The sequence below is a fragment of the Hymenobacter sp. M1-2 genome (genome assembly GCF_057808495.1).
Window position 1 is genome coordinate 194,559 of record NZ_JBTYZO010000003.1, and the last position, 12,601, is coordinate 207,159.

The 12,601-nt window shown below is 58.1% G+C and carries 11 protein-coding genes; 1 reads left to right on the forward strand and 10 read right to left on the reverse strand.

Translation table 11 applies throughout. From position 1 onward, the window contains the following. Positions 1-91: 91 nt before the first annotated feature. Complete coding sequence (locus ACYSMN_RS04805; protein WP_488922709.1) at positions 92-1,342, reverse strand: aminotransferase class I/II-fold pyridoxal phosphate-dependent enzyme; 1,251 nt, start codon at positions 1,340-1,342, stop codon at positions 92-94. Positions 1,343-1,712: 370 nt separating this feature from the next. Here ACYSMN_RS04805 and accC point away from each other — a divergent pair, with 370 nt between their 5' ends. Continuing rightward, positions 1,713-3,221, forward strand: a complete 1,509-nt coding sequence (gene accC / locus ACYSMN_RS04810; RefSeq protein ID WP_488922710.1) for an acetyl-CoA carboxylase biotin carboxylase subunit — start codon at positions 1,713-1,715, stop codon at positions 3,219-3,221. A gap of 123 nt (positions 3,222-3,344) precedes the next feature. On the opposite strand, the gene ACYSMN_RS04815 is transcribed toward accC, so the two are convergent. From ACYSMN_RS04815 to rpsO, 9 genes are all read right to left on the reverse strand, one after another. Then, complete coding sequence (locus ACYSMN_RS04815) at positions 3,345-3,791, reverse strand: BLUF domain-containing protein (RefSeq protein WP_488922711.1); 447 nt, start codon at positions 3,789-3,791, stop codon at positions 3,345-3,347. 221 nt (positions 3,792-4,012) lie between these two features. Further along, entirely contained in the window at positions 4,013-4,732 is a 720-nt protein-coding gene (gene bshB1, locus ACYSMN_RS04820; protein ID WP_488922712.1) for a bacillithiol biosynthesis deacetylase BshB1, read from the reverse strand. 164 nt (positions 4,733-4,896) lie between these two features. After that, the gene (locus ACYSMN_RS04825) at positions 4,897-5,259 is read right to left on the reverse strand and encodes a MerR family DNA-binding protein (protein WP_488922713.1); all 363 of its coding nucleotides are present in this window, start codon (positions 5,257-5,259) and stop codon (positions 4,897-4,899) included. Between the two features lie 33 nt (positions 5,260-5,292). Further along, positions 5,293-6,309: an NAD-dependent epimerase/dehydratase family protein gene (locus ACYSMN_RS04830; protein WP_488922714.1), complete on the reverse strand. Its 1,017-nt coding sequence runs from the start codon at positions 6,307-6,309 to the stop codon at positions 5,293-5,295. Positions 6,310-6,559: 250 nt separating this feature from the next. Beyond that, entirely contained in the window at positions 6,560-7,681 is a 1,122-nt protein-coding gene (locus ACYSMN_RS04835; protein ID WP_488922715.1) for a peptidoglycan DD-metalloendopeptidase family protein, read from the reverse strand. A gap of 125 nt (positions 7,682-7,806) precedes the next feature. Next, positions 7,807-8,754, reverse strand: coding sequence for a thioredoxin-disulfide reductase (gene trxB, locus ACYSMN_RS04840; protein ID WP_488922716.1), 948 nt, complete (start codon positions 8,752-8,754; stop codon positions 7,807-7,809). Between the two features lie 215 nt (positions 8,755-8,969). Beyond that, positions 8,970-9,833, reverse strand: coding sequence for a sigma-70 family RNA polymerase sigma factor (locus tag ACYSMN_RS04845; RefSeq protein ID WP_022823752.1), 864 nt, complete (start codon positions 9,831-9,833; stop codon positions 8,970-8,972). Positions 9,834-9,969: 136 nt separating this feature from the next. Next, positions 9,970-12,129, reverse strand: coding sequence for a polyribonucleotide nucleotidyltransferase (gene pnp, locus ACYSMN_RS04850; RefSeq protein ID WP_488922717.1), 2,160 nt, complete (start codon positions 12,127-12,129; stop codon positions 9,970-9,972). A 185-nt stretch (positions 12,130-12,314) separates the two neighbouring features. After that, positions 12,315-12,590 (reverse strand): 30S ribosomal protein S15, encoded by a 276-nt coding sequence (gene rpsO / locus ACYSMN_RS04855; protein WP_303311492.1) that lies wholly within the window; start codon positions 12,588-12,590, stop codon positions 12,315-12,317. Positions 12,591-12,601 lie beyond the last annotated feature (11 nt).

Genomic DNA, 12,601 nt, shown 5'->3' on the forward strand with positions numbered 1-12,601 from the left:
AGCTAGCCGCCAGGCCTCAACTCGGAATAGTACTAAATACAAAAGCCGACCCCACCCGTGGAGCCGGCTTTTGTATTTAGCAAAGTCTGAACTAGGCCTGCAGTCCGGCAGGAATCTCTGCTTTGGAATAAAGCCCTTTATTGAGCTTCTCCTGTACCGCTTCGAAGGCCTTAATGGTGATAGCAACGTCGTCGAGCGAGTGCACCGCCGTCGGAATCAGGCGCAGCATAATCACGCCTTTCGGCACCACCGGATACACCACGATAGAGCAGAAAATACCGTGATTCTCACGTAGATCGAAGGTAATCTGCGTGGCATCGGGGATTTGGCCCTGCAACAGCACCGGCGTTACGGGCGAGGTGGTAGTACCAATATTGAAGCCTTTTTCGCGCAGGCCGGTTTGCAGGGCGCGTACCACGGTCCACAAGTTTTCCTTCAGCTCGGGACGGGTGCGCAGCAGCTCCAAACGCTTCAAAGCGCCCACTACGAGCGGCATGGGCAGGCTTTTGGCGAAAATCTGGCTGCGCATGTTGTAGCGCAAATATTCAATTACGTTCTCCGGGCCTGCTACGAAGGCACCGATGCTCGCCATGCTCTTCGCAAACGTCGAAAAATAAAGGTCAATACCGTCCTGAATGCCCTGTTCTTCGCCCGTTCCGGCGCCCGTAGCGCCCATCGTCCCGAAGCCGTGGGCATCGTCTACGAACAAGCGGAACTGGTATTTCTCCTTCAGCGCGAGCACCCCGCGCAGGTCGCCCTGGTTGCCCGACATGCCGAACACACCTTCCGTAATCACGAGAATGCCGCCGCCGGTTTCGTCGATGATGCGCTGGGCCCGCTCCAACTGCTTCTCCAGGCTGGCCATGTCGTTGTGGGTGTACACGAAACGCTTGCCCTGGTGCAGGCGCACGCCGTCGATGATGCAGGCGTGCGACTCGGCGTCGTACACAATCACGTCGTGGCGGCCCACCATGGCGTCGATGATGGACACCACGCCCTGGTAGCCGAAGTTGAGCAGCATGCAGTCGGGCTTGCCTACGAACTCGGCTAGCTCGTTTTCCAGCTGCTCGTGCAGGTTGGAGTTGCCGGACATCATGCGGGCACCCATGGGCAGGGCCATGCCGAATTCGGCGGCGGCCTCGGCGTCGGTGCGGCGCACTTCGGGGTGGTTGGCTAGGCCTAGGTAGTTATTCAGGCTCCAGGTGAGTACCTCTTTGCCGCGGAAAATCATGCGGGGCTTGATTTCGCCTTCCAGCTTCGGAAACGTGAAATAGCCGTGCGCATAGTGCGAGTGGCTGCCCAGCGGGCCGCGGTTGGCGGCAATCTTCTCAAATAGATCCACGAGGGAACGGGTTGAATGTGAAAGGAAAACGAGCGTTGTGCGTGAAAGCCTAACTCTCAGGTAATGTACAAAGTTATGGCAATCTGCGGACGTAGCTACTGCAATACGCGCCGCCAGCCCTAAATCGGAGCCCGATAAATACGTCGGCGCGTTTTACGGAGCCGCCGGAATGGCGTTTCTTTGGGGCTTGATGGCTGCATTGTTAAATGGCTGCATGGTTTAATGGTTAAATGGTTGATTGTTCTAACGACTCGTTGAACGGCCAGAGCCATAAGCTGCGCGGAGGTGTCCGCCGCTATACCTTGTTCTAACGACTCGTTGAACGACCAACCATTTAACCATGCAGCCATTAAGCCATTAAACCATTCTCATGAAAAAAATCACCAAGCTGCTCGTCGCCAACCGGGGCGAAATTGCCTTGCGCGTGCTTCGCTCGGCCAAGGAAATGGGCCTCCAAACCGTGGCTATCTACTCCGAAGCCGACCGCAACGCCCTGCACGTGCGCTACGCTGATGAGGCCGTGTGCGTGGGGCCGCCCGCCTCCTCGGAAAGCTACCTGCGCGGCGACAAGATCCTGGAAGTGTGCCGCCAGCTTGGCGTCGATGCCATCCACCCCGGCTACGGCTTCCTGAGTGAGAATGCCGGTTTTGCGCGCATGGTGAAGGAAGCGGGGCTGATTTTCGTGGGGCCTTCGCCCGAAGCTATGGAGCTGATGGGCTCAAAGCTGGCCGCTAAGCAGGCCGTGTCGAAATACGGCATCCCGATGGTGCCCGGCACCGAAGACGCCATTTCGGACGTGGAAGAAGCTAAGCGCATTGCTCGCGAAGTCGGCTTCCCCATTCTAATTAAGGCTTCGGCGGGCGGCGGCGGCAAGGGCATGCGGGTGGTGAATGCCGAGCACGAGTTTGAGGAGCAGATGCAGCTGGCCGTGTCGGAAGCCACCTCGGCCTTCGGCGATGGGGCCGTCTTTATCGAGAAGTACATTGGCTCGCCCCGCCACATCGAAATCCAGGTGCTGGGCGACGAGCACGGCAACATCGTGCACTTGTTCGAGCGGGAGTGCTCCATTCAGCGCCGTCATCAGAAGGTAATTGAGGAGGCGCCTTCGTCGGTGCTCACGCCGGAGCTGCGCGACGCTATGGGCAAGTGCGCCGTGGACGTGGCCCGCGCCTGCGACTACACCGGCGCCGGCACCGTGGAATTTTTGCTCGATGAGAACAAAAACTTCTACTTCCTCGAAATGAACACCCGCCTCCAGGTGGAACACCCGGTAACGGAGCAAATCACGGGCCTCGACTTGGTAAAAGAGCAAATTAGAGTAGCGCAGGGCCTGCCCCTGCCCTTCCAGCAAACCGACCTCCACATTCAGGGCCACGCCCTGGAGCTGCGCGTGTACGCCGAAGACCCGCAGAACAACTTCCTGCCCGACATTGGCACGCTCAGCACCTACGTGCGCCCCCAGGGTCCCGGCGTGCGCGTCGATGATGGTTTCGAGCAGGGCATGGATATTCCCATCTACTACGACCCCATGATTGCCAAGCTCGTCACCTTCGGGGCCACTCGTGAGGAAGCCATAGCCCGCATGCTGCGCGCCATCGACGAGTATCAGATTACGGGTATTGAAACTACGCTCGGCTTCGGTAGCTACGTGCTCCGGCATCCGGCCTTCGTGAGCGGCAACTTCGACACCAATTTCATCCGGGACCATTTCACACCCGAAACCCTCAAGGCCGGGGCACCCGACGAAGCCACCGCCCGACTCGCGGCCGTGCTCGTAGCCAAGCTGCTAGAAGAAAAGAAACCCGCCACGGCGGCCACTTCAGAAGCCTCAACGACGACCGGCTCGGGTTGGAAGCGTAACCGCCTCGGCGTACGGTAGAAGCAAACTGAATCGTCATGCTAAGCGAAGCCGAAGCATGACGGCCTTTCGTAACTGATTCGCTTTAACAAGAAAGCCCGACCAGTTTGGCCGGGCTTTCTTGTTGGCACTTGAGGCGCTGTTTTACTTCAAGGACTCTATTCTCGAGGGCTCCATTTTCAGGACGAAAGACTGCACCAGATGGAGTAGCAGCGCATCGGCGGCGCCCATGTTTTGGTCCCGAAAATCGAGTTTTGCCGGGTCCATGTAGCCGACCACGTTGGCGAATTCGGGTGGTGATACGGGTTGGAACGCCATCGACCAATCGGCAAAGCTACGTTCCCGGATTTCCTTGTCGGCGAGCTTAATCACGCTTTGGTGGCGCGTATCGACGCAGATTTTGGCGTACAAGTCTTGCAGTATCTGCTCCTCGCCTTCCATTACTTGCAAAAAGTCCCCATCGCAGTGCAGTAGAACGCCCGTGATGCCGTTTTCGGCGTTGAAATTGCGCGCCTGCCGTAGCAAGTCGCCCAGCTCGGCATCGGGAACGGGCGGGTGTACCGCTGAACTCATATAAATGATGTGGTGCATGGCAGGTGGTTAGATGGCAGACGCCGGGCTTCCCACAACAGAGTACGGGCCAGGTGTGGCGTATAAGTTTAGGCTCAACGGAATTAGTAAGCTCCCCGTTTCAATCTAGCCAGTAAATTCTCGCTCCCCTGGCCGCCGTGCTCACGTAACTTCCAGAGTGTGCGGGTGCAAAACCACGCAACTCCACTTCTAAAATCTGTGCATAGGAGCTAAAAAGGCCTTTATAGCAGTTCCGTCAGCTCACGCACACCCAACGGCCGCTCGCGCGTGAAGCCTTCCCCAAACTCCACTCCAATCAGGTGGCCGAACTCGCGGGCCCGAGCTTCCATAAACTTGCTGAACTCCTGGCTCGACAGGTAAGTAGCCGGCTCCGAGCTATTGGGATTGAAAAACTGGCTCTGAAAGGCCTGGATGGCTTGCCACTTCCCGGCCCAATGCGCCGTGATATCGACCACGAAATCGGCCGGAATCTGGCGGTCCTGGATGTAGTGGTACACCACGCGCGGGCGCCAGGGCGCCTGCGGCTGGCCGTCAGCCCCGAGGGTTTCGATCATGCGCAGGCCCGACAGAAAGCAGGCTTCGGACGCCAGTTGAGAGCCGCGGCCGTGGTCGGGGTGCCGGTCGTGGATGGCATTGCAGAGTACCACGTCGGGCTGGTAGCGGCGCAGGGCCGCAATGAGCGGCAATTGGTGTTCCCGGTCGTTGCGGAAGAAGCCGTCGGACAGGCCCAGATTTTCGCGGGCGCTCAAGCCCAGGACACGGCTGGCGGCCTCGGCCTCGGCGGCGCGGATGGCCGGCGTGCCACGGGTGCCCAGCTCGCCCCGCGTAAAATCGACGATGCCTATTTTCTTGCCGGCCGCCGCCGCCGCCAGCAACGTACCCGCGCAGGACATTTCCACGTCGTCGGGGTGCGCGCCCAGGGCCAGGATATCTAGTTTCATGTACTTGAGAGAGGGAATGGGTGTTCAGCCAGCGAAGGTCGAAGAAATAACTGGCTCAACACCTTCGCCTCTACGGCTGGCAGCGCACACCGGCCCAGCCAACCTGCCTATGGGGCGCTGGTGCCAAGGTAGCTGCGGCTTCTCTCCGGCGGCTTAAGCCTCTGTCAGTCATAGCAGTTGTTTAGCACCTCATCTATGCTACGGAGCAAATTGGTCCGCATGGCTTCTAGCTGCCGGATTTTCTCATCAATAACGGCCAGCTTGCCAGCCATGCGCGCCTGTTTCTCGGCGGCTGGCAATTCTTCGTTCGCCCACAAATCAAGCACGTCGGCTATTTCGGCCAGCGTGAAGCCGAGGTCTTTTGCTCGCTGAATGAGCGTGAGCCGGGTGATGGTGGTGGCGGGATAGGCTTTGTAGTTGTTGAACTTCGAAGGGCGACCTTCTGCCTGGAGCAGCCCCATTTTCTCGTAGTACCGGATAGTGTCGCGCGAGACGCCGGTTTTCTCCACAATTTCACCGATGAGCATAGGTTCTCGTTGCTGATGGTTGGGGTTTCTAGCTTACGCCTGGGCCAGCAGCTTCGGGTGCTGCCGCAGATACTCAATGGCTTCGCGCACGGTTTGTTCGACGGGCCGCGGGGCAAAGTTCAGTTCGCGGCGGGCTTTGCTGATATCGTAGTCCAGGCGCAGGCCCCAAAACATATCCACGTACGATGTTTGGAGCAGCGGTGCCTTACCGGCGAGCTTGCCCCCGGTTTCCATCAGCCAGGCCATGCCCCACATCAGCGGCCGGGGCAAGCGCGGCGGGGTTTTGAGCGGGTGCTCGGGGAAGAGCTTATTGAGCAGCAGTATGGTGTCGCGGATGCTGGTGCCCTTCTCCTGAGCCAGTAAGTACCGCTCGCCAGGCCGGCCTTGGGTGGCGGCCGTCACGCAGGCTTTGGCCACGTCCTTCACGTCAATCCAGTTGAGGTAAATGTTCGGGTCGATGGGCAGCTTACCCTGGTAAATATTGGCCAGGATCTGGTACGACTCATTCAACCCGAAGTTCTCGCTGCCAATCATGGTGCCCGGCAACACGCTCACCAACTCCACTCCGAGCTGCTTGGACAAAGCCAGGGCCAGTTTTTCGGAGTCGTTCTTGGAGTTGTAATACACGTTGCGCCGGTCCGGGTTGTAGCCGTTGGCCTCCGAGGTAGGCAGTTGCGCGTAGTTCACCGAAGCAATGGACGAGACGTAGACGATACGCCGCACCCCGGCCGCGGCGGCCGCCTCAATCAGGTTGCGGGTGCCCTCCATGTTCACGTCGTAGATTTCGCGCTGCGGATCTTTAGCCCACAGTTTAAACGAAGCCGCCACCGCGTACACCGTATCCACGCCCACCATTGCGGCCCGCAGCTGATCGACGTTGGTGATGTCGAGCGGCACCACTTCACAGGCGAGGTCGGTGAAAGGCGCGGTATTCTTGGGGTTGCGCACACCGGCTCGTACCGGAATGCCCTGCCGCAGTAGCTCCCGAACGATATTGTTGCCGAGGTGGCCGTTGGCTCCGGTCACGAGGGCTAAGTGAGGAGTATTCATTGGACTTGAGGGTTTAGAGGTGATTGGAAGTAACGCCCTCAATAAACACCGTGGAGTATAGTCCACGGTCAAGCCTTTTTTGAAAATAATTTCACTAAAGTGCCCTCAGGCAACGGAATGCGCGTTTTCACCCTTTGTTAAACAGCCTCAGCTTTCGGCCGCTAACTTAACCGCGCATAAAAAAGGGCTACCGACAGTATCGATAACCCCTTTTATGTGCGGCTGAGTTAATAAAGACGCGTCACTCTGTCTACTTAACCCGCAACGAGCGGCCGGGCCGGAGCGTCTTCACATTGCCGTTTAGGCGCCGCAACTGGGCCTGCGACACGCCATACTTTTCCGCGATTTCCGATATCGTGTCGCCGGAGCGGATTTTGTGGGTGACGGTACGCCGGGCGGCCGAAGGGCGGCCTGAGCCGCTACGGCTGCCCGCGCCCGGCACGCTGCCACCCCGGTACCGCAATGCCTTGCTGTAGTAATTGAACAGCGCCGACGTAATCTGGAAGTTGTCTTTGATGAGCTTGTAGTCGGGGAAGTCGTACATCCGCTCCGGGTCGATGGGGTTGCCCTCGTAGCGCACCTCGAAATGCAGGTGCGAGCCCGTGCTACGGCCCGTGCTGCCACCGTAGCCAATGAGCTGGCCGGCTTTTACGAAGGTACCCGGCGTCACGAGCGACTTCTGCAAGTGCCCGTAGAGCGTTTCGACGCCGTTGTAGTGGCGCACCAGGATGTAGTTGCCGTAGCCGGAGCCGTCCCACTTGGTAATGCGCACTACCCCATCGAAGGCAGCTTTTACCGAGTCGCCGGTTTCCAGGTCCAGGTCTACGCCGTAGTGCCAGCGGTAGCCCCGGAAGCCGAAATCAGAAGTGAGTGGGGTTTTGACGAGGGGCATTTTGGCGTAGCGCTGCCGCTCAGGGTCCGTGAGTTTGAGGTTGAGCGTGTCCCGGATACGGCGGCCATCCACCCGGTATGGGTTGATATTGTGCGTGTCCCAGATGGCGTAATAGCCCGCCACCTGAATCCACGAGGAATCAATCTGCACCTCTTCCTTCACCTCCACAATTTGCTGCTCGCCTTCGTTGAGCGTGGTGGTATCCTCACTCACGATAGACAGCTTTTTGGCCGGGTTGAAGAAGATGGACTTGGCCGCGTCGGAGGCTTCGTCGGGCAGCTCCTCCGTTTCAATCAGAATAGTAGTATCGGGCCGCACGTAGCGAATAGTTGGGGATTTGATGCGGAAGAAGTCTTTCCGCTTGCCCGCCGAGCCCCCCTTGGCTTTGGGCTCCGGCGTTTTGCGGCGCTGGGCGTGCAGCTGGCCGGGCAAGCCTAGAAACAGCCCGATCAGTAGCAGCGGCAGCAGCCAGTGTTTCAAAAAATGCAGCAAGAGCAAGAGATGTAATGAGTGAATGTTGGAATGAGTGAATGAGTGAATAGGTAGACGCTGTAAAAGCCATTGCACGACCTTCACTCATCCACTCATTCACCCATTCTCTCATTTCAGTGCCCGCCTATCCCAGCCAGATAACGCTCCGCGTCCAGGGCGGCCATGCAGCCGGTGCCGGCGGCCGTTACAGCTTGGCGGTAGGTGTAGTCTTGCACGTCGCCGCAGGCGAATACGCCGTCAACGTTGGTTTTCGACGTGCCAGGCAGCGTTTTGAGGTAGCCCTGCTCGTCGTGGTGCAGGTAGGGTTGGAAGATCTTGGAGTTAGGCTCGTGGCCGATAGCCACAAAGAAACCTTCAACGGCCAAGTCCCGCGTTTCGTGCGTGAGCGTGTTTTTGACGCGAGCGGCTTCCACGGCGTGCTCGCCCAGGATTTCGTCGGTCACGGTGTTCCAAAGCACTTCAATCTTGGGGTTGTCGAGTACGCGCTTCTGCATGATTTTCGAAGCCCGCATCTCCCCTTTCCGCACTATCATGTACACCTTGTTGCAGAGGTTGGCCAAGTAAGTCGCTTCCTCAGCGGCCGTATCGCCGGCACCCACAATGGCTACGTCCTTGCCGCGGTAGAAAAATCCGTCGCACACGGCGCAAGCCGAGACGCCCGAACCGTTCAGGCGCTGCTCCGAAGGCAACCCCAACCATTTCGCCGAAGCACCAGTCGCAATAATGACCGTATCGGCCGTCAGGTCTAGTTTCTCGTCGATGGTGACGCGGTGTGGATGGCCCGAGAAGTCTACTGCCGTGGCAATGCCGTAGCGGATATCGGTACCGAAACGGGCGGCCTGCTTCTTGAGGTCCTCCATCATCTCCGGGCCCATAATACCGTCTGGGTAGCCGGGGAAGTTCTCCACGTCGTTCGTAATCGTAAGCTGCCCGCCCGGTTGCAGGCCTTGGTACATCACCGGTGCCAGGTTGGCGCGGGCCGCGTAAATAGCCGCCGTATAACCGGCCGGGCCGGAGCCAATAATCAGGCACTTGATGTGTTCCGGAGTGATAGTCGCCATGAGAGTGGTCGTAGCGAAAGCGGTATGCTCGCGCCGTGAAAAATTGAGTTGGGGATGCAAAGGTAAGAAGTGGCTCGTAGCGCGGGCATTGGCCCATCGTTCCTTATTCTACACTTCGCCTTATACCAGAGAAAGCAGGCCAATGCCCGCACCGCTAAAACAACAAAAAACCCCAACACTTAGGTCGGGGTTTTTGACATATTTGCGGGTAAAAACTACCCCAGATAAGGCTTTAGCGCCTTGCTGCGCGAAGTGTGGCGCAGGCGGCGGATAGCCTTTTCTTTGATCTGACGAACCCGCTCGCGGGTCAGGTTGAATTTCTCACCGATTTCTTCCAGCGTGAGCGAGTGTTCCCCGTTCAGGCCAAAGTAAAGCGTGATAACGTCGGCTTCGCGCTTGGTGAGCGTGCTCAAGGCGCGCTGCACTTCCTTGCGGAGCGAGTCGTTCATCAGGCCCGTATCCGGCGACTCCTCGTCCTCGTTTTCGAGCACGTCGAGCAGGCGGTTTTCCTCACCCTGCACGAAAGGAGCATCCACGGACACGTGGCGACCCGAAATCTTGAGGGTGTCCACCACTTCCGAGGTAGTCAGCTCCAGTACTTCGGCAATTTCTTCGGGCGAAGGCTCCCGCTCGAATTTTTGCTCCAGCTCGGAGAAAGATTTGCTGATTTTATTGAGCGAGCCTACCCGGTTGAGGGGCAGACGCACAATGCGCGACTGTTCGGCCAACGCCTGCAAAATGGACTGACGAATCCACCATACGGCATAGGAGATAAACTTAAAGCCGCGGGTTTCGTCGAAACGCTTGGCGGCTTTGATCAGGCCAAGGTTGCCCTCGTTGATAAGGTCACCCAGCGAGAGGCCTTGGTTTTGGTATTGCTTGGCCACCGACACCACGAAGCGAAGGTTGGCCTTGGTCAGTTTTTCCAGCGCTTGCTGGTCACCTTCCTTGATGCGTTGCGCCAGCGTTACCTCCTCGTCGGGGGTCAGCAGATCCACTTTACCAATCTCCTGGAGGTATTTATCCAGCGACTGGCTTTCGCGGTTAGTGATCTGCTTGCTGATTTTTAGCTGTCTCATTGCGGGCGCGAGAGAATGGGTTGTGGTTGCTAGTAAACGTCGTTATGAATCCGATGTACGGAAGATACCCAAACGCGGGTACCGGGCTTGATTGTGTGCAACACCCCGGTACCCGCGAAAGTTCGGCAGGGACTCTTTATGCTGCGCCGTTGGAATCGGCGGCGCGCTCTGGCTTCGGCAGCAGCACCTTGCGGGAGAGGCGGTACTTGCCGGTTTTCTTGTCGATATCGAGCAGCTTCACGTCTATCTCCTGCCCTACTTCCAGTACGCCTTCGAGCGAAGCGAGACGCTCGTGCGCTACCTCGGAAATGTGCAACAGACCATCTTTGCCCGGCATGATTTCCACGAAAGCACCATAGGGCTGAATGCTGCGTACTTTGCCTTTGTAGGTTTCGCCTATTTCTGGCACGGCTGCAATAGCCCGAATCCGGTCGATGGCAGCTTGCATGTCTTCCTGGTTGGAAGCGAAGATGCTCACGTGGCCTTTCTCGTCCTTCTCCTCGATGATAACCGTGGCGTTGGTGTCTTTCTGGATCTGCTGAATCACCTTGCCACCCGGCCCGATTACGGCGCCGATAAACTCTTTATCGATGAGCATTTTGTGCGAACGGGGCGTATGCGGCTTCAGCTCGGCCGCCGGGGCGGCAATGGTTTTAGCCATTTCGCCGAGGATGTGCAGCCGGCCTTCGCGGGCTTGGTGCAACGCTTTGGTCAGGATTTCGCTGCTCAGGCCCTGGATTTTGATGTCCATCTGGCAAGCCACGATGCCCTTCTCCGTGCCCGTTACTTTAAAGTCCATATCGCCGAGGTGGTCTTCGTCGCCGAGGATGTCGCTGAGCACGGCGTAGTCGCCGGTTTCTTTGTCTTGCACGAGGCCCATGGCGATGCCCGATACGGCGGCGCGCACTTTGATACCGGCATCCATCAGCGCCAGCGAGGCAGCGCACACCGTAGCCATAGAGCTAGAGCCGTTCGACTCCAGAATGTCCGACACGATGCGGATGGTGTAGGGGTTTTCATCTTCCGAGGGCAGCACCTTTTTCAAGGAGCGCATAGCCAAGTTGCCGTGGCCGACCTCGCGGCGGCCGGGGCCGCGGTTGGGTTTCACTTCGCCGGTCGAGAAGGCGGGGAAGTTATAGTGGAGCATGAACTTGCTGTAGCCCGACTGCATAGCCGAATCGATGATCTGCTCATCGAGTTTGGTGCCGAGAGCTACCGTGGTCAGCGACTGGGTTTCGCCGCGCGTGAACAAGGACGAGCCGTGGGCACCCGGCAAGTAATTTACTTCTGACCAGATAGGGCGGATTTCCGTGAGCTGACGACCATCGAGGCGGGTGCGCTCCTTGATCATCATGTCGCGGATGGCTTTCTTCTCAGCCGAGCCGTAGTAGCGGCCGAACATTTTCTGGTCCAGCTCCGGGTTTTCTGCCAGTAGTTGCTCCAGCAAGGGCTTCTTAATGGCAGCAAAGCCTTCTTTGCGGCCCGATTTGCTCGTGTTGCCTGACTTGGCAACATCGTAAGCAGCTTGGTAAACAGCTTCCGTGATGCGCTGCTTCAGTTCGTCGTTTTCCTCGTACTTGGGATACTCACGCTTCACGTGCGACTTCTCGATTTCAGCAGCCAATTCCTGCTGCACGCGCACTTGCTCCTTGATGGCTTCGTGGGCGTAGGCAATGGCTTCCACCATCTCCTCTTCGCTCACTTCATTCATCTCGCCTTCCACCATAGCCACCGAGTCGGCCGTGGCACCCACGATGAGGTCGATGTCGGCGCGCTGAATGTCGGCGGTTTTGGGGTTGATTTGCAGCTTGCCGTCGATGCGGGCGACGCGCACTTCCGAGATAGGACCAGCAAACGGAATATCGGAAACTGACAGGGCAGCCGAGGCGGCCAGGGCGGCCAGCGCATCAGGCTGCACGTCCTTATCGGCCGAAATCAGCGAAATCATCACCTGCACCTCGTAGTGATAATCCTTAGGGAACATAGGGCGCAGAATACGGTCGACGAGGCGCGATACCAGCACTTCGTAGTCGGACAGGCGGCCTTCGCGGCGCTGGAACGAGCCCGGAATCTTGCCGGCACCACCGAATTTCTCCTGATAATCTACCGACAATGGCAGAAAATCGACGTCGCCACGCGAGCTAGGCTGTGAGACGACGGTGGCAAGCAGCATGGCGTCGCCGAGGCGCACGACAACGGCGCCGTCGGAGAACTTGGCCAGCTTGCCGGTTTCGATGGAAATCTGCCGTCCATCGGGCAGCGTGATGTGTTTGGTAACCGCGGTGTAATTGGGCATCTTGAGTTTGCTTGGAAAAGCGACAGCGGGCGAGCAGCCAAAAAAACGGAGCCAGCCGCGGCTCCCTTTTACTCTAGGAGTTCTAAGTAAACAACGAAACCGGCCGAAATCACGCAGCCGGCCCCGAATAAAAAAAGAGCAGGGAACCTCTCGACTGGAAAGGCTCCCTGCTCCGGACCGTGGGCTTACTTACGAATGCCCAGTTCCTTGATGATGGCGCGGTAGCGGTTGATTTCGCGGTGCTGGAGGTAGTCCAGCATGCGACGACGCTTACCAACGAGCTTCAGCAGACCCAGACGGGTGGAGAAGTCTTTTTTGTTCACCTTCAGGTGCTCGGTCAGGTGATTGATGCGGTGCGTGAACAGCGCGATTTGAGCTTCGGCCGAACCGGTGTCGGTGGCCACTTTTTGCAGGCTGTTTTTCTCGAAAATGGCCTGTTTTGCTTCGGTAGTGAGTTTCATCGGCAGATAGG

Excerpts from the sequence above, each read along its gene's own strand:
- accC (WP_488922710.1), top strand. The coding sequence starts at position 1,713 with ATGAAAAAAATCACCAAGCTGCTCGTCGCCAACCGGGGCGAAATTGCC.
- ACYSMN_RS04815 (WP_488922711.1), bottom strand. The coding sequence starts at position 3,791 with ATGCACCACATCATTTATATGAGTTCAGCGGTACACCCGCCCGTTCCC.
- bshB1 (WP_488922712.1), bottom strand. The coding sequence starts at position 4,732 with ATGAAACTAGATATCCTGGCCCTGGGCGCGCACCCCGACGACGTGGAA.
- ACYSMN_RS04825 (WP_488922713.1), bottom strand. The coding sequence starts at position 5,259 with ATGCTCATCGGTGAAATTGTGGAGAAAACCGGCGTCTCGCGCGACACT.
- ACYSMN_RS04830 (WP_488922714.1), bottom strand. The coding sequence starts at position 6,309 with ATGAATACTCCTCACTTAGCCCTCGTGACCGGAGCCAACGGCCACCTC.
- trxB (WP_488922716.1), bottom strand. The coding sequence starts at position 8,754 with ATGGCGACTATCACTCCGGAACACATCAAGTGCCTGATTATTGGCTCC.
- ACYSMN_RS04845 (WP_022823752.1), bottom strand. The coding sequence starts at position 9,833 with ATGAGACAGCTAAAAATCAGCAAGCAGATCACTAACCGCGAAAGCCAG.
- pnp (WP_488922717.1), bottom strand. The coding sequence starts at position 12,129 with ATGCCCAATTACACCGCGGTTACCAAACACATCACGCTGCCCGATGGA.
- rpsO (WP_303311492.1), bottom strand. The coding sequence starts at position 12,590 with ATGAAACTCACTACCGAAGCAAAACAGGCCATTTTCGAGAAAAACAGC.